The organism is Nonomuraea sp. KM90, from assembly GCF_052246675.1.
Lineage (GTDB): Bacteria > Actinomycetota > Actinomycetes > Streptosporangiales > Streptosporangiaceae > Nonomuraea.
Window position 1 is genome coordinate 43,836 of record NZ_JBQQCB010000047.1, and the last position, 14,079, is coordinate 57,914.

Genomic DNA, 14,079 nt, shown 5'->3' on the forward strand with positions numbered 1-14,079 from the left:
GCCCGATCAGGGCGCCTTCCGCGTCGCCCTGGCCCTCGTACCGACACCCCCGAACAGGGCCAGGCCGCTGATGACGACCCGCGGCGCCCCCCGCCTCCGGCGCACGGCGCTCCTGTCGAACCCGCCGAACAAGCCGACCCCCTTGACCTCCACCTCGACGTCGTCGGGAACGGTGACCTCCGCGTACCCCCAGAGGGCGAAGCCGCGGACCTTGATCTCGTGGCCGGCGAATCGCGCGTCCCGCAGGTCGATCTCGCCACCGCCGAACATCGACAACGACGTGAACGCGCGCGGGGCGACCCACTCGCCCTTGCGCGTGAACCAGCCGAACACGCTCATGGCGAAGCGGGAGCCGGGCTCCTCCTTCGCCACCAGCGTGTCGGTACGGCTGGGCTCGGGCAGGCCGCGGTCGGCGACCTCCAGTTCGGCGCGGGTGCTGGCCTGGTAGATCTCGGTGAGCCGCTGGTCCGGCTCGGCCAGCTCGATCCGCCCCTCGGCGGCGGCCGCCCGCAGCCGTTCGACCGCCCGCTCACGGTCCTCGTCGGAGGCACGCACCTGCCGGTCCGGCGGGCTCCAGCCCGGATGCCTGTTGTCCGCTGGACAACAGGCTGCCGTTCAGAGGGTCTGGGTGAGGGCGTCGAGGTCGGCCAGGCGGCGCACCGGGTCCAGGCGCGCGGCCGTGGCGACGAGCAGCAGTTCGGTGACGGCGATCTCGTTCGCGAGCGGCGCGATCGGTCCGGCGGCCTCGCGCGGCAACCTGATCAGCACCTCCGCCTCGGCCGCCAGCGGCGACCCCCAGGCGTCGGTGACGAGCACCAGCCGCGCCCCGCGGGCGCGGGCGGCGTGCACGAAGCGGGCCGTGTCGGAGGAGTAGCGGCGGAAGTCGTAGGCCACGACGACGTCGGAGGCGCCCAGGTCGAGCACGGTACGGGCGCGGGCGGGCGCGGAGCCGGGCACCCGATGCGCGGCGGGGCGCAGGCTGGCGAGCTGGCGGATCAGGTATTCGGCGGCCAGCTCGCTCAGGGGCCCGCCCAGCGCCCACACGGCCCTGGCCCCGGCGAGCAGCTCGGCGACCTTGTGACAGAGCGACTCGGGGATGGCGGCAAGCGTCCCGTCCAGCCCCGCACGCAGCTCCTCCGCCGCCTGCCACAACACGGACACGACACTTGCACCGGTTGCGCCCGAGCCGGCGACCGGATGAGCGGGCGTCCCATCCCCAAGGGCACCGCCCGACGGTCCGCCTCCGGAGGCGGAGCCGTCCCGAGCGGCGTCGCCATCGGAGGCGGAGCCGTTCCCGGCGGACTCGCCCAGACCGGTGTCCCTTCCGCCCGGAGAGTCCCTCTCGTCAAGAGGACCGTCGGACGTGGGGGCGGTGGAGACCTCCGCGCCGGGCACGTTCCCGGGTGGGGTCGTGGCGGGCGCTGGGGTGGAGCGGGTGACGAACTCCAGGAGGCGGGAGCGGTCGCGGGCGCCGTCGCGTACGGCGGTCTGGAAGGCGGCGAAGCCGCCGTATCCCAGCCGGTCGAACAGTCGTGAGGCCGTCGGCGGGCTCACCCCGGCCCGCTCGGCCAGGGACCGCAGGGAGCCCAGCGCGGCGAACGGATAGTCGTCGAGCAGGACCCGCACCACCGCCCGTTCCCCGGGCGGCAGGTCGGGATAGGCGGCGCCGAGGCGGGCGGCGATCGGATCGTTCTCCACAATGACAAATGTTACACCACCCCCATTTTCCCGATATACGAGAAACAAGTGTTACGGTGCCTGGCATGAAGACGTGGCACGGACTGATCGACAGCGACTACCGGCGCTGGCTGCCGGTCACCCCCGACACCCCCTCCATCTCACTCAACGAGGGCAACACCCCGCTCCTGCGCTCGGAGCACCTGTCCGGCCTCACCGGCTGCCAGGTCTGGCTGAAGGTCGAGGGCGCCAATCCGACGGGCTCGTTCAAGGACCGCGGCATGACGGTGGCGCTCAGCCGGGCGGCCGAGGCCGGCGCCGAGGCGGTCATCTGCGCCTCCACCGGCAACACCAGCGCCTCGGCCGCCGCCTACGCCGCCCGCGCCGGGCTGACGGCCGCCGTCCTGGTGCCCAGGGGCCGCGTGGCGCTGGGCAAGCTGAGCCAGGCCGTACGGTACGGCGCCGAGATCGTCGAGATCGACGGCACCTTCGACGACTGCCTGCGCGTGGCCCGCGAGCTGGCCGCCCACCACCCGATCGCCCTGGTCAACTCCGTGGGCAACGAGCTGCGCCTGGCCGGGCAGCGTACGGTGGCCTACGAGATCGTGGACGCCCTCGGCCAGGCGCCCGACGTGCACTGCCTGCCCGTGGGCAACGGCGGCAACATCACCGCCACCTGGGGCGGCTACCTCACCTACCGCGAGGCCGGCCGGTCCGGCGCGCTGCCGCGCATGTGGGGCTTCCAGGCGGCCGGCGCGGCCCCGTTCGTCCATGGCGAGCCCGTCGCCCACCCCCGTACGGCGGCCACCGCCATCAGCGTCGGCCACCCCGCCACCTGGGACGGCGCGATCGCCGCCCGCGACGAGTCCGGCGGGCTGATCGCCGCGGTGACCGACGAGCAGATCTTCGCGGCGTACCGGCTGCTGGCCCGCCGTGACGGCGTCTTCGCCGAGCCCGCCTCGGCGGCCGGGGTGGCCGGGCTGCTCGATCTGCACGCCAGGGGCGAGCTGGAGCCGGGCCTGCGCATCGTGATCACGCTCAGCGGCAACGGCCTGAAGGATCTCGACGCCTCCATGCGCGACGGCTACACCGCCACCGAGACCTCCGCGGCCACCTCCGACGTGGCCCGCGCTCTGCGCTTGACCGCCTGACCTACCTGCGACAACTACTAAAAGTAACGAATAAGCAACGTTATGTGATTCACCTCACGGGCACGAATTTCGCGACAAAGCCGACGAGGCGGCCGATAGGGCGATTTGCCGTATCGGCCAGTGGCGCCTGAACCGGCGATTCCCCCTTCGCGAGAGGAACACCTCCGTGCCCGCGACCAGACTGCCCCCTGCCCTGCGACGCGCGTGCGCCGCCGCCCTCCTGCTCACCGCCGGGGCGGCCGCGCCCGCGTACGAACCCGACACCGTCCCCTGCGAGCGCCACCTCCAGCCGGGCCGCACCTACCACGCCAACCACCACAGCTTCACCACCGACGGCGCGGGCCGCCCCGCCGAGGCCCTGGCCGAGAACCTCGTGGCCAGGGCCGCCGCGCGCGGCGAGTGCGAGGCCACGGTGGGCGACTGGGGCGGCCGGGGCGACTGGCAGGGCGGCCACCTCATCGCCGCCTCCTTCCACGGCGTCAGCATGCGCTACAACCTGGTCCCCATGCGGGGCAGGCAGATCAACCAGGGCCTGATGGCGCGCGTCGAGAACGGTGCCCGCGCCTGCCTGGAGGGGGCGGGCACCGTGTCGGCCTACCGGGTGCGCCTGCACTATCCCGACCGCACGACGCTCGTGCCCGACCGGATCCACGTCACCCTGTCGCCGAAGATCTCGGGTGTGTCCCGGCAGGTCGCGCTCACCCTGCCGAACCGCACCCTGCCCGCCGGAGAGCTCGAATCCTGGCGGAACCGGATCACCAAGGCGTTCCAGGCGGCACGCTGCGGCACCGACCGTCTGTAGAAGCGGTATCGATCGGTCGCAGACGATCGCAGGGAATGTTGTGGGAACCCTCCATGCCTGACTGTGACCGTTCTGGTGTGGGATCGACCTCATGAAGGCTCCCATGAACGGTGAAGGAAAGCGGTGGCGGTTCCCGACGGGTGACGTGGCGAGGGTGGCCGTGTTCGCGGCGCTGATCGCGGTGCTCGGCCAGGTCCCGGCGCTGCCCCTCTTCGGCAACACGGTGCCGATCACGCTGCAGACGCTGGGCGTGATGCTGGCCGGGGCGATCCTGGGCACGTGGCGGGGCGCGCTGGCGGTGGTGGTGCTGGTCGTGCTGGTGGCCGCGGGCCTGCCGCTGCTGGCGTCGGGGCGGGGCGGGCTGGCGGTGTTCGCCGGGCCGTCGGCCGGATACGTGCTCGGCTGGATCCCCGGCGCGGCGGTGACCGGCTGGCTGGTCGAGCGCGCGGGCCGCCGCCCGAACCTGCTGCAACTGATGGTGGCGTGCCTGGTGGGCGGCATCGGCGTGGTCTACCTGCTCGGCATCCCCGTGCAGGCGCTGGTCACCGGCGTGCCGCTGGCCACGACGGCCGCGGCCGCCGCCGTCACCTTCCTGGTGGGCGACCTGATCAAGGTGGTGCTGGCGTCGTTCGTGGTCAGGGGTACGCAGCGGGCCTACCCGGACGCGGTGCCCGCCGTGCACCGGGAACGGCTGCGGGCCGGCGGGGGACACTGATCCTTCGATGCCCGTAGCCGAACACGTGATGCGCCACGCCGCCGAGCGCCCGTCCCGGCCCGCGGTTCGCGGTCCCGGCGGCGAGCTGACGTACGCGGAGCTGGCCGCCGGCATCCAGGGTGCCGCCCGGCACCTGCTGCGCCAGGGGATCGGCCCCGGCGCGCTGGTCGCGATCGGGGTGGCCGACCCGGCCGAGCTGCTCACCGCGGCGCTCGCGGCCGACCTGGCCGGGGCGACGCCGCTGGTGGGCGAGCCCACCTGGGACGCGGAGCGGTGGGCCCTGGTCACCGGATCGTTGCGGCCGGCCACCCGGATCGACGCGCCCCTGCCCCGCGTCGCGGGCCCTCCGGTGCCGTACGACCCCCGGCCGGCGGATCTGGCCTGGGCGTGCTTCAGCTCCGGCAGCACCGGCCGGCCGCGTGCCGTCGTCCGCACCCGCGCCTCATGGACGGACTCGTACGCGCCGCTGAACGACCTGACCGGCATCGGTCCCGGCGACGTGGTGCTGGTGCCCGGCCCGCTGGTCTCCTCCCTCTACTCCTTCGCCGCCCTGCACGCCCTGGCCACCGGCGCGACGGCGGTCGTCCCCGGCCGCCGCCCGGCCGGCCTGTCCGGGGCCACCGTCGCGCACCTGGTGCCGCACCAGCTGCCCGACGTGCTGGAACACCCGGGGAAGCTGCGCACGGCCGTGGTCGGCGGCGCGGCCCTCGACCCGGACGTGCGAGAGGCGGCGGCGCGGGCCGGGGTGCGCGTCGTGTCGTACTACGGGGCGACGGAGCTGTCGTTCGTGGCCGTGGACGCCGACGGGGGCGGGCTGCGGCCCTTTCCCGGCGTGGAGATCGAGGTCCGCGCCGAACCCGGCGCCTCGCTGGGCGAGGTGTGGGCGCGCTCGCCGTGGGTGGCCGAGGGCTACCTGGGCGGGGCGGCCGGGCCGTTGCGCCGCGACTCCGGCGGCTGGATGAGCGTGGGCGACCTGGCGCAACCGTACCGGGCGGGCGAGGTGCTGCGGCTGCGCGGGCGCGGTAACGGCGCGATCCAGACCGGCGGCGCCACCGTCGTGCCGGAGGACGTCGAGGAGGTGCTCAGGAAGGTGCCCGGCGTGGGCGACGTCGTGGTGGTCGGAACGCCGCACCCGGTCCTGGGCGCCGTGGTGACGGCGATCATCGAGGCCGACGGCGCCCCGCCGCCGCGCGCGTTGCTGGAGGCGACGGCCAGGGACATGCTGGACGCGGCGCAGCGGCCACGCCGCTGGTACGTGGTGCCGAGCCTGCCGCGCACCCCGGCGGGCAAGCCCGCGCGGGCCCTGCTGACGGCCCTGCTGGCGGACCGGCTGGCGGGCCGGCCGGCCGGCGGCGCGCTGCGGCGGCTGGTCTGAGATGGGCGACACACCTGTGGTGGTGGCGGCCCGGCGCACGGCCATCGGCACGGCCGGGCACGCGTACAAGGAGCTGACCGTCGACCGGCTGGCCGCCCCCGTGATCGCCGCGGTCGCCGCCGACGTGGCCGGGCGGCGGGTCGACGACGTGGTGCTGGGCAACTGCATGGGGCCGGGCGGCAACGTGGCCCGGGTCTCGGCGCTGGCCGCCGGGCTGGGGCACGAGGTGCCCGGGGTCACGGTGGACCGGCAGTGCGGCAGCGGGCTGGCCGCGATCCTGGTGGCCGGGCAGGCGATCCGCGCCGGGGAGATGGACCTGGTGATCGCCGGAGGGGCCGAGAGCGCCTCGACCGCGCCGCTGCGTACGTTCCGGGGCCAGGACCGGCCGTACGAGCGGGCGCCCTTCACCCCCGACGGCCACCCCGACCCGGACATGGGCCCGGCGGCCGAGGCGCTGGCGACGGCGTGCGGCGTCGGCCGGCACCGGCAGGACGCCTACGCCTGCCGCAGCCACGCCCGGGCCCTGGCCGCCCGCGAGGCCGGGCACTTCGCGCAGGAGATCGTGCCGGTCGGCGAACGCCACGACGACCAGCGCCCGCGCCCGCTGCGGGCGGCGTCGCTGGCCCGGCTGCCCGCGGCGTTCGTGGCGGAAGGTACAGTGACGGCCGGCAACTCCTCCCCGGTCAGCGACGGCGCCGCCGCCGTGGCCCTCGTGCCCGAGCGGGCGCGTGCCGGCCTGCCGGGGATGCGGCTGGTGGCCGGGGCCGTCGTCGGGTGCGATCCCGAGTTGCCCGGATGGGGGCCGGTGCCCGCGATACGCCGGGTGCTGGCGCGTACGGGGGTGGGGATGGAGCGGGTCGCGGCGGTGGAGATCGTGGAGGCGTTCGCGGCGCAGGTGCTGGCCGTCACCGACGCGCTCGGGCTCGACCCGCTGGGCGCCGACGCGGAGCGGGTGTGTCCGCACGGCGGGGCGCTGGCGCTGGGCCATCCGTGGGGCGCCTCGGGGGCGGTCGTGGTGACCAGGCTGTTCAGCAGGCTCGTACGCGTCGGCGCCCCGCCCGGGACGCTGGGCCTGGCGGCGGCCGCGGTCGGCGGCGGGCTGGGTGTGGCCGCCCTGTTCGAGGTGGTAGGAGCTTGATCGAGTTCGACGGCGTGCACGTACGCCTCGGTGAGCGCGACGTGCTGCGCGGCATCACCGCCTCCCTCACCGAGCACCGCGTCGGCGTGGTCGGCGCCAACGGCTCGGGCAAGAGCACGCTGGCCCGCCTGGTCAACGGCCTGGCGCTGCCCACCTCCGGCAGCGTCACGGTGCTCGGCCTGGACACCCGACGCCACGCCGCCAAGATCCGGCGCGGCGTGGGGTTCCTGTTCACCGACCCGGACGCGCAGATCGTGATGCCCACGGTCGCCGAGGACGTCGCCTTCTCGCTGCGCCGCAAGGGCCTGGCGCGCGAGGAGGTCGAGCGGCGCGTACGGGAGGTCCTGGACAGGTACGGCCTGGGCGGGCACACCGACCACCCCGCCCACCACCTGTCGGGAGGCCAGAAGCAGCTCCTGGCGCTGTGCTCGGTCATGGTGCTGGAGCCGGACATCCTGGTCATGGACGAGCCGACCACGCTGCTGGACCTGCGCCACTCCCGCCAGGTCGCCGCGCTGCTGCGCGAGATGCCCCAGCAGGTGCTCGTGGTCACCCACGACCTGCCGCTGCTGGCCGGGTTCGACCGGGTGCTGGTGCTGGACGAGGGCCGCGTGGTGGCCGACGGAACCCCGGACGAGGCCATCGGCCACTACCGGAAGCTGATGGCGTGAGCGGCCTGACCGGCGTCTACGTCCCCGGCTCCTCACCGCTGCACCGGCTGCCGGCCGGCGCCAAGCTGGCCGCGCTCGCCGTGGGGTGCACGGCCCTGGTGCTGCTGCGCTCGCCGCTGTCGCTGGCGCTGGCCGCGGTGGCGGTGGCGGGGCTGTACGCGCTGGCGCGGGTGGGCGTGGCGGCGGCCTGGGCGCAGGTCAAGCCGGTGCGCTGGCTCGCGGTGGGGCTGTTCGGGATGCAGTGGCTGCTGGCCGACCTGGACGGGGCGCTGTCGACGACGCTGCGCGTAGTGGTCGCCGTGGCGCTGGCCGGGCTGATCACGCTCACCACCCGCACCTCGGCGATGATGGCGGCGCTGGAGCGCTGCCTGAGACCGGCCAGGTTCGTGGGCCTGGACCCGTTCCGGCTGTCGTTGCTGCTGTCGCTGACCGTGCGCAGCGTGCCGGTGATCGCCGCGCTGGCCACCCGCGTCAGGGAGGCGCAGCAGGCCAGGGGCGTCGAGCGCAGCCTGCGGGCCTTCGCCGTGCCGCTGGTGGTCAGCTCGCTCAGGCACGCCGACGCGCTGGGGGAGGCGCTGAGCGCGCGCGGCCTGGACGACTGATACTTCAGGCTTGACTTATATAAGCCCGACCCGAAATACTCGGGTCGTGCACGCATTCGACGTCCTCGGGGATCCCGTACGGCGCCGGATCCTGGAGTTGCTGGCCGGCGGCGAGCTGAGCTCGGGCGAGGTCACGACCGTCATCCGGCGCGAGTTCGGGATCTCCCAACCGGCCGTCTCCCAGCACCTGCGGGTGCTGCGCGACAACGGGTTCGCCACCGTGCGGGCCGAAGGCACCCGGCGGCTGTACGCCGTCGAGCCCGGGCCGCTGCAGGAGGTCGACCTCTGGCTGGAACGCTTCCGCGGCTTCTGGAACCAGCGCCTGGACGCGCTGGGCACCGAACTGGCCCGCGGCAAACGAGAACGCCGCATCGAAGGAGAGAACACCTGATGGAGATCATAGACCAGCTCAGCCAGGCACACCGTGAGCTGATCGACGGCAAACGCAAGAGCGTGGTGCTGCGCCGCCACTACGACGCCGAGGTCGAGGACGTGTGGCAGGCCTGCACCGACGCCGAGCGGCTCGGCCGCTGGTTCGCGCCGGTGTCCGGGGACTTCCGGCTGGGGGGCACGTACCAGATCGAGGGCAACGCGCGCGGTGAGATCGTGCGCTGCGAGCCGCCGAGCGTGCTCAAGATCACCTGGCTCTACGGCGAAGACCCCGGCTTCTCCGAGGTCGAGGTGCAGCTGGCCGCCAAGGACGGCGGCACCGCGTTCGAGCTGCGCCACACGGCCGAGGTGCCGGCGGAGTTCTGGGGACAGTTCGGCCCCGGCGCGACCGGAGTGGGCTGGGACCTGGCGCTGCTGGGCCTGGCCCTGCACCTGACGGGCGGCGAGAAGGTGGACGAGGAGACCTTCCACCAGACCGAGGACGGCCGCGGGTTCATCACGGGCAGCTGCCGGGCCTGGGGCGAGGCGCACCAGGCCGCGGGCGGCGACCCGGACGAGGTCGCCGCCGCCGTCGCCGCGTGCACTGCTTTCTACGCACCCGAATAAGGAGAATTCTCAGATGTCCCAGAAGATCACCACGTTCCTCATGTTCCAGAACGGCGACGCCGAAGAGGCGATGAACTTCTACGTGTCGCTGTTCGACGACGCCAAGGTGGTCGCCGTCGAGCGCTACGGTCCCGGCGAGCCCGGCGAGCAGGGCACGGTCAAGCACGCCACGTTCACGCTGGCGGGCCAGGAGTACATGTGCATCGACAGCGCCATCAAGCACGGCTTCACCTTCACCCCGTCGATGTCGCTGTATGTCGGGTGCGGCAGCGAGGAGGAGATCAAGCGCCTGTACGACGCGCTGGTCGAGGGCGGAGGCGCGCTGATGCCGCTGGACTCGTACGGCTTCAGCACGAAATTCGGCTGGGTCAACGACCGTTTCGGCGTCTCCTGGCAGCTCAACCTGCCGTGAACAGGCCAGGCCCTGTGACCTGATGGCGGGAGACGCCGTCAGGGCTTGTCCGCCCGCAGTGCCAGGGCGCGCGGAACGGGGTCGTTCCGCGGCTCCACCACCCGGGTGATCGCCAGCCCCGCCGCGATGAACGCGGTGAGCAGCTCACCCAGGGGAAGGTGCCGCATGCCGACCCGCCTGCGGATGCCGTCCTCGCGCCACCACGGGGCCGGCTGGTGCTCGCCCGAGACGCGGTAGGTGGGATGGATGACCCGGCCGCCGTCGGGACGGTCCTCGGAGTGCGGGCCGGTGAAGCAGGGGTGCACCCCGTAGTACACCAGCGTCCCGCCCGGCCGCAGGACGCGGGCGGCCTCGCCGAGCACGCGGGCGAAGTCGTCCATGTCCGTCGACACCCACAGCGTGACCACCGACGCGAACGAGCCGTCGGCGAAGGGCAGCGCCGCCGCGTCGCCCCGCACCAGCCCCTCCCCGTCCGCCCGCCGGCGGCCGGCCAGGCGGAGCTGGTCGGCCGAGTGGTCCAGGCCGACGACGGTGCGGCCGGAGGCGCGCAGCGCCGGGAAGTTCAGGCCGGTCCCGCAGCCGAGGTCGAGACAGGGGCCCGTCCCGGGGCCGAGCAGGTCCAGCAGGGGAGCGCGGTTGCCCTCGGCCCACGAGGCGTTGAGCTCGTCGTACCAGTCGGCCAGGCCATCGTAGCGCGGGGCCGGTCCGTGAACGGATACCACGTCTGCCGCATCCTTTCCGATCAGAGGGGGATGCGGCCAACGTACCGTTTCCCGGTCAGGCCAGGCTCTGCCCGCCGTCCACGGTGAGCACCGTTCCCGTCATGTAGTTGTTGGCCATGAGGAACAGCGCCGCCGAGGCCGCCTCCTGCGCCGTGCCGAACCGCCCGATCAGCGACCCCTGCCCGGCGGCCGCCACCGCCGCGTCGTCGGGCAGGCCCATCGCGCCGCGCGACAGCGGGGTGTCCACGACGCCGTACCTGATCACGTTGACCCGCAGCCGGCGCGGCGCCAGCTCCACCGCCAGCGCCTTGGTGAGCCCCTCGACGGCGCCGATGCTCGCGATGGCCGCCGACGCCCCCGGGATGGGGCGGGCCAGGTAGAGGCCCGAGCTGAAGGTGATCGACCCGCCGGCGGGCAGGCGGGTCGCGGCGGCGCGGGCGAGCCCGTACGCGCCCCAGATCCGCCCTTCCACGGCCTCGCGCACCAGTTCGCGCGGGGTGTCCAGCAGCGGCCCCACGGCGAAGCCGCCGGCGGTCACCAGGACGTGGTCGACCTCGCCCGCCTGGTCGAGCGCCCGCTCCAGGTCACCCTCGTCGGTCCCGTCGGCGGTGATCCCGCTCACGGACGCGCCACCCGCCGTACGGACGCGCTCCACCGCGACGCCCAGGCGGTCCGCGTCGCGGGCCACGAGGACGACGCGCGCCCCCACCGAGGCCAGCAGCTCGCCGGCGGCCAGGCCGATGCCGGAGCTGCCGCCGACGACCGCCACGGTGCGGCCCTCCAGCGCGGCGGGCAGCGGCGAGCCGATCGGCATGGGGGCAAGCGTGGTCACGGACATGCGATTCTCCTCCGAAATAAACCATCCAGTTGGTTCAGACCTTGGCTCGATGCGGCGGAAAAGTCAACTGGATGGTTTAATTTCGTCATGACGTACGACGCGGAGGCCACGCGGCAGCGCATCTTCGAGGCCGCCACCGCAGAGTTCGCCGAGCACGGGCTGGCCGGCGCCCGGATCGACCGCATCGCCACCGCCGCGCGGGCCAACAAGCAGGCCATCTACCTGTACTTCGGCGGCAAGGAGAAGCTGTTCGGCGTGGTCGTGCGGGCCAAGGTCGACGAGATCTGCCACGCGGTGAGCCTGGATCCGCGCACGCTGCCCGAGTCGGTGGGGCAGCTCTTCGACTGGTACCACGAGCATCCCGAGCTGATCCGGCTGCTGCTGTGGGAGGCCCTGGAGGCCGACGGCGGCCGGGTCGAGGGCGAGGAGGAGCGCAAGGAGTCCTACCGCGGGCACGTGGGCGGGCTGATGAGCGCGGGCCTGCCGGAGCGGGCGGCGGCGCAGGAGTGGCTGTTCACCATCCTGGGGCTGGTGGCCTGGAACTTCTCGGTGCCGCAGCTGCGCCGCCTCATCCTCGACGAGCCCGACGCCGAGCGCGCGGTCGCCCGCCGCCGCGCGGTCGTGGTCGAGCTGGCCGGCGTGCTGGCCGAACGCATGCTCCCCGAACGCATGGTCCCTGCACGCGCGGCCGAGCCCGCCTCCCGAGGCTGACCGCTGCCGCTACGGCGACTCGACCGGGCCACGGTGACCGGACACCAGGGCGTGGCCGAGCTCCGTGCGCCAGTACAGCACCGACCGTCCCGCCCGCCGGCGCCGCACCAGACCGGCGTCGAGCAGCACCTTCAGGTGCCGCCCCACCGACCCCAGCCCCTGACCGGTCATCGCCACGAGCTGGGTCGTGCTCTTGGGGCTGTCGAGCAGCACGAGCACCCCGGCCCTGCCCGGCCCCAGCAGCCTGCCCAGCGCCCTGGGCACCGGATCCTCGCCGCCCAGGAGCGCCCCCGAGCACGCGTACACCACGGCGTAGCGGTGCGGCACCTCCCAGGCCACCCATCCCGAGTGCGGCGTCACCGGCACGAACATCAGCTGCGCCCCGGACAGCTCCCGCGGCGGGTAGTCGAGGGCGTTGATCTGCAGCCGGCCGTCGCCCATCCAGCGCATCTCCGCCCCCATGTCCTCCAGAGCCGCGGCCCAGCCGCCCTGGCTCAGCCGTTCGGTCCTGGCCACGATGTCGGCCTCGAGGATCCGGCGCCGCCGCGGCCAGGAGGGCAGCACCGTCTCCCGCCACACCCAGGCCAGCAGGTCGGCGGCGCGCGCGCCCAGATCGGGCCGGTCCAGCGCGGCCGGCGGGGGCCGGCCCAGCGACACGGTGAGGTCGGCCCGGACGGTCTCGGGCGGGGTCGCGCGGATGTGCTCCACCTCGTCCTCGAACGTGGCGTCCGCCCCGCCGTGCGGCGCGGGGACGAGGAAGTCGGCGATCCAGCGGTGGCCCCGGGCGGCACGCAGGAGCAGGTCGGTGATCGGGTCGCCGGCCAGCCGCTCGCGGTAGGCGGGAAGGTGCGCGTCGAGCCAGCCCCGCTCGCCCGGATGCGCGGGCGTGCCCCGGGCCAGCAGCCCCAGGCACGCGGTGGCCTCGGCGAGCGGGGAGATCGTGAAGCGGCTGCGCGCGAGCGTGTCCGCGCTGACCTGCCAGTAGCCCATTGCTTTCGCCCCCGTGCGAAACATTAACAGCCGGCCGGCGACCACGGATGAGACTCCCGTATGCGCACCTACAGGGAGCTTTTCCGGACACGTGAGTTCACGCCGCTGTTCGCCGCCTCGGCCGTCCAGACGACGGCCTCGACGGTGAGCGGGCTGGCGCTGGGCACGCTGGTGTACGCCTCGACCGGTTCGCCGCTGCTGTCGGCGCTGAGCATGTTCGGCCCTTCGGTGGCCCAGGTGATCGGCGCGACGGCGTTACTGTCGGCGGCCGACCGGTTGCCGCCGCGCGCCGCGCTGTCCGGCCTGGCCGCGCTCTTCGGGGTGGTGACGGCGGCCCTGGCGATCCCCGGCCTGCCCGTGTGGTCCGTCTTCGCGCTGCTGTTCGGCCTGGGGCTGGCCGCCTCGCTGGGCGGCGGGGTGCGCCTGGGGCTGCTGGACGAGATCCTGCCGCGGCAGGGTTACCTGCTGGGCCGCTCGGTGCTCAACATGTCGGTCGGCCTCACCCAGATCGCCGGGTACGCCGCCGGGGCCGTCCTGGTGGACGCCCTGTCGCCGCGCGGCACGCTGCTGGCCGGCGCCGCCCTCTACCTGGCGGCCGCGCTGATCGCGCGCCTGGGCCTGAGCCGCCGCCCGGCCCGCGCCGCCGGACGGCCGTCGATCGCGGCGACCTGGCGGGGCAACCGCCTGCTGTGGTCCTCGGCGCCGCGCCGCTACGTCTACCTCGCGCTGTGGGTGCCCAACGGCTTGATCGTCGGCTGCGAGGCCCTGTTCGTCCCGTACGCGCCCGCCCACGCCGGCACGCTCTTCGCCCTGGCCGCCCTCGGGATGCTCGCCGGGGACGTGCTGCTCGGCCGGTTCGTCCCGGCCCGGTGGCGCGAGCGGCTCGCCGGGCCGCTGCGGTTGCTGCTCGCGCTGCCGTACCTGGTCTTCGTCCTGCGTCCGGACCCGCCGATCGCGGCGGCGGCCGTCGTGCTGGCCTCGGTCGGGTACGCCGCCAGCCTCCTGCTGCAGGAGCGGCTGGTCGCCCTCACCCCGGCTGAGCTGCGCGGGCACGCCCTGGGGCTGCACTCCTCCGGCATGATGGCCATGCAGGGCGTCGGAGCGGCCCTGGCCGGCGCCGTCGCCCAGTGGACCTCGCCGGCGACCGCGATGGCGGTGATGGCGGCGGCGTCGGTCGCGGTCACCCTGAGCCTGTCACCGGGCCTGCGCCCCCGCCCCGCCGACCTCGCCCACCCCGCCGCCCCCTGATCCCAGGCCGACATGCGGCCCGGGGACAGGC

At 74.3% G+C, this 14,079-nt stretch carries 17 protein-coding genes; 12 read left to right on the plus strand and 5 right to left on the minus strand.

The features are described from left to right. Positions 1–6: 6 nt before the first annotated feature. Together ACTWPW_RS34650 and ACTWPW_RS34655 are read right to left on the minus strand one after the other, a co-directional pair. Positions 7–555 carry a DUF1707 SHOCT-like domain-containing protein gene (locus ACTWPW_RS34650; RefSeq protein ID WP_443171102.1) on the minus strand — a complete coding sequence of 183 codons (549 nt, stop codon included), beginning with the start codon at positions 553–555 and terminating at the stop codon, positions 7–9. Positions 556–615: 60 nt separating this feature from the next. Beyond that, positions 616–1,698, minus strand: coding sequence for a MurR/RpiR family transcriptional regulator (locus ACTWPW_RS34655; RefSeq protein WP_443171103.1), 1,083 nt, complete (start codon positions 1,696–1,698; stop codon positions 616–618). A 65-nt stretch (positions 1,699–1,763) separates the two neighbouring features. On the opposite strand from ACTWPW_RS34655, the gene thrC reads away from it, so the two are divergent. The 10 genes from thrC to ACTWPW_RS34705 all read left to right on the plus strand — a co-directional run bounded on the left by thrC (position 1,764) and on the right by ACTWPW_RS34705 (position 9,539). Beyond that, positions 1,764–2,828, plus strand: coding sequence for a threonine synthase (thrC, locus tag ACTWPW_RS34660; RefSeq protein WP_443171104.1), 1,065 nt, complete (start codon positions 1,764–1,766; stop codon positions 2,826–2,828). 166 nt (positions 2,829–2,994) lie between these two features. Next, complete coding sequence (locus ACTWPW_RS34665; RefSeq protein WP_375112363.1) at positions 2,995–3,630, plus strand: DNA/RNA non-specific endonuclease; 636 nt, start codon at positions 2,995–2,997, stop codon at positions 3,628–3,630. A gap of 103 nt (positions 3,631–3,733) precedes the next feature. After that, positions 3,734–4,345, plus strand: a complete 612-nt coding sequence (locus ACTWPW_RS34670; RefSeq protein ID WP_375112362.1) for a biotin transporter BioY — start codon at positions 3,734–3,736, stop codon at positions 4,343–4,345. Positions 4,346–4,352: 7 nt separating this feature from the next. Then, positions 4,353–5,720 (plus strand): class I adenylate-forming enzyme family protein, encoded by a 1,368-nt coding sequence (locus tag ACTWPW_RS34675; protein WP_443171105.1) that lies wholly within the window; start codon positions 4,353–4,355, stop codon positions 5,718–5,720. A gap of 1 nt (position 5,721) precedes the next feature. Beyond that, complete coding sequence (locus ACTWPW_RS34680; RefSeq protein ID WP_375112360.1) at positions 5,722–6,858, plus strand: thiolase family protein; 1,137 nt, start codon at positions 5,722–5,724, stop codon at positions 6,856–6,858. After that, on the plus strand, positions 6,855–7,529 hold the full coding sequence (locus ACTWPW_RS34685; RefSeq protein ID WP_375112359.1) for an energy-coupling factor ABC transporter ATP-binding protein: 675 nt from the start codon (positions 6,855–6,857) through the stop codon (positions 7,527–7,529). Before ACTWPW_RS34680 ends, ACTWPW_RS34685 begins: the two co-directional genes overlap by 4 nt. Beyond that, entirely contained in the window at positions 7,526–8,131 is a 606-nt protein-coding gene (locus ACTWPW_RS34690) for an energy-coupling factor transporter transmembrane component T family protein (RefSeq protein WP_375112358.1), read from the plus strand. Before ACTWPW_RS34685 ends, ACTWPW_RS34690 begins: the two co-directional genes overlap by 4 nt. A gap of 46 nt (positions 8,132–8,177) precedes the next feature. Further along, the gene (locus ACTWPW_RS34695) at positions 8,178–8,522 is read left to right on the plus strand and encodes an ArsR/SmtB family transcription factor (protein ID WP_364129482.1); all 345 of its coding nucleotides are present in this window, start codon (positions 8,178–8,180) and stop codon (positions 8,520–8,522) included. Further along, positions 8,522–9,127 (plus strand): SRPBCC family protein, encoded by a 606-nt coding sequence (locus ACTWPW_RS34700; RefSeq protein WP_375112357.1) that lies wholly within the window; start codon positions 8,522–8,524, stop codon positions 9,125–9,127. The genes ACTWPW_RS34695 and ACTWPW_RS34700 overlap by 1 nt, the downstream gene beginning before the upstream one ends. 13 nt (positions 9,128–9,140) lie before the next feature. Further along, entirely contained in the window at positions 9,141–9,539 is a 399-nt protein-coding gene (locus ACTWPW_RS34705; protein ID WP_443171106.1) for a VOC family protein, read from the plus strand. A gap of 38 nt (positions 9,540–9,577) precedes the next feature. On the opposite strand, the gene ACTWPW_RS34710 is transcribed toward ACTWPW_RS34705, so the two are convergent. Both ACTWPW_RS34710 and ACTWPW_RS34715 read right to left on the minus strand, forming a co-directional pair. Beyond that, entirely contained in the window at positions 9,578–10,261 is a 684-nt protein-coding gene (locus ACTWPW_RS34710; RefSeq protein ID WP_443171107.1) for a class I SAM-dependent methyltransferase, read from the minus strand. Between the two features lie 55 nt (positions 10,262–10,316). Beyond that, positions 10,317–11,099, minus strand: a complete 783-nt coding sequence (locus ACTWPW_RS34715; RefSeq protein WP_375112354.1) for an SDR family oxidoreductase — start codon at positions 11,097–11,099, stop codon at positions 10,317–10,319. 87 nt (positions 11,100–11,186) lie between these two features. On the opposite strand from ACTWPW_RS34715, the gene ACTWPW_RS34720 reads away from it, so the two are divergent. After that, the gene (locus ACTWPW_RS34720) at positions 11,187–11,810 is read left to right on the plus strand and encodes a TetR/AcrR family transcriptional regulator (RefSeq protein ID WP_443171108.1); all 624 of its coding nucleotides are present in this window, start codon (positions 11,187–11,189) and stop codon (positions 11,808–11,810) included. A gap of 9 nt (positions 11,811–11,819) precedes the next feature. Here ACTWPW_RS34720 and ACTWPW_RS34725 read toward each other — a convergent pair whose 3' ends face one another. Further along, positions 11,820–12,800 (minus strand): ArsR family transcriptional regulator, encoded by a 981-nt coding sequence (locus tag ACTWPW_RS34725; RefSeq protein WP_443171109.1) that lies wholly within the window; start codon positions 12,798–12,800, stop codon positions 11,820–11,822. Between the two features lie 60 nt (positions 12,801–12,860). Here ACTWPW_RS34725 and ACTWPW_RS34730 point away from each other — a divergent pair, with 60 nt between their 5' ends. After that, the gene (locus ACTWPW_RS34730; RefSeq protein WP_443171110.1) at positions 12,861–14,048 is read left to right on the plus strand and encodes an MFS transporter; all 1,188 of its coding nucleotides are present in this window, start codon (positions 12,861–12,863) and stop codon (positions 14,046–14,048) included. The last annotated feature ends 31 nt before the right edge of the window (positions 14,049–14,079 follow it).

What these genes read in the sequence shown, in the direction of transcription:
- thrC (WP_443171104.1), top strand. Translation starts at nt 1,764, where the DNA reads ATGAAGACGTGGCACGGACTGATCGACAGCGACTACCGGCGCTGGCTG.
- ACTWPW_RS34670 (WP_375112362.1), top strand. Translation starts at nt 3,734, where the DNA reads ATGAACGGTGAAGGAAAGCGGTGGCGGTTCCCGACGGGTGACGTGGCG.
- ACTWPW_RS34675 (WP_443171105.1), top strand. Translation starts at nt 4,353, where the DNA reads ATGCCCGTAGCCGAACACGTGATGCGCCACGCCGCCGAGCGCCCGTCC.
- ACTWPW_RS34680 (WP_375112360.1), top strand. Translation starts at nt 5,722, where the DNA reads ATGGGCGACACACCTGTGGTGGTGGCGGCCCGGCGCACGGCCATCGGC.
- ACTWPW_RS34700 (WP_375112357.1), top strand. Translation starts at nt 8,522, where the DNA reads ATGGAGATCATAGACCAGCTCAGCCAGGCACACCGTGAGCTGATCGAC.
- ACTWPW_RS34705 (WP_443171106.1), top strand. Translation starts at nt 9,141, where the DNA reads ATGTCCCAGAAGATCACCACGTTCCTCATGTTCCAGAACGGCGACGCC.
- ACTWPW_RS34715 (WP_375112354.1), bottom strand. Translation starts at nt 11,099, where the DNA reads ATGTCCGTGACCACGCTTGCCCCCATGCCGATCGGCTCGCCGCTGCCC.
- ACTWPW_RS34720 (WP_443171108.1), top strand. Translation starts at nt 11,187, where the DNA reads ATGACGTACGACGCGGAGGCCACGCGGCAGCGCATCTTCGAGGCCGCC.
- ACTWPW_RS34725 (WP_443171109.1), bottom strand. Translation starts at nt 12,800, where the DNA reads ATGGGCTACTGGCAGGTCAGCGCGGACACGCTCGCGCGCAGCCGCTTC.
- ACTWPW_RS34730 (WP_443171110.1), top strand. Translation starts at nt 12,861, where the DNA reads ATGCGCACCTACAGGGAGCTTTTCCGGACACGTGAGTTCACGCCGCTG.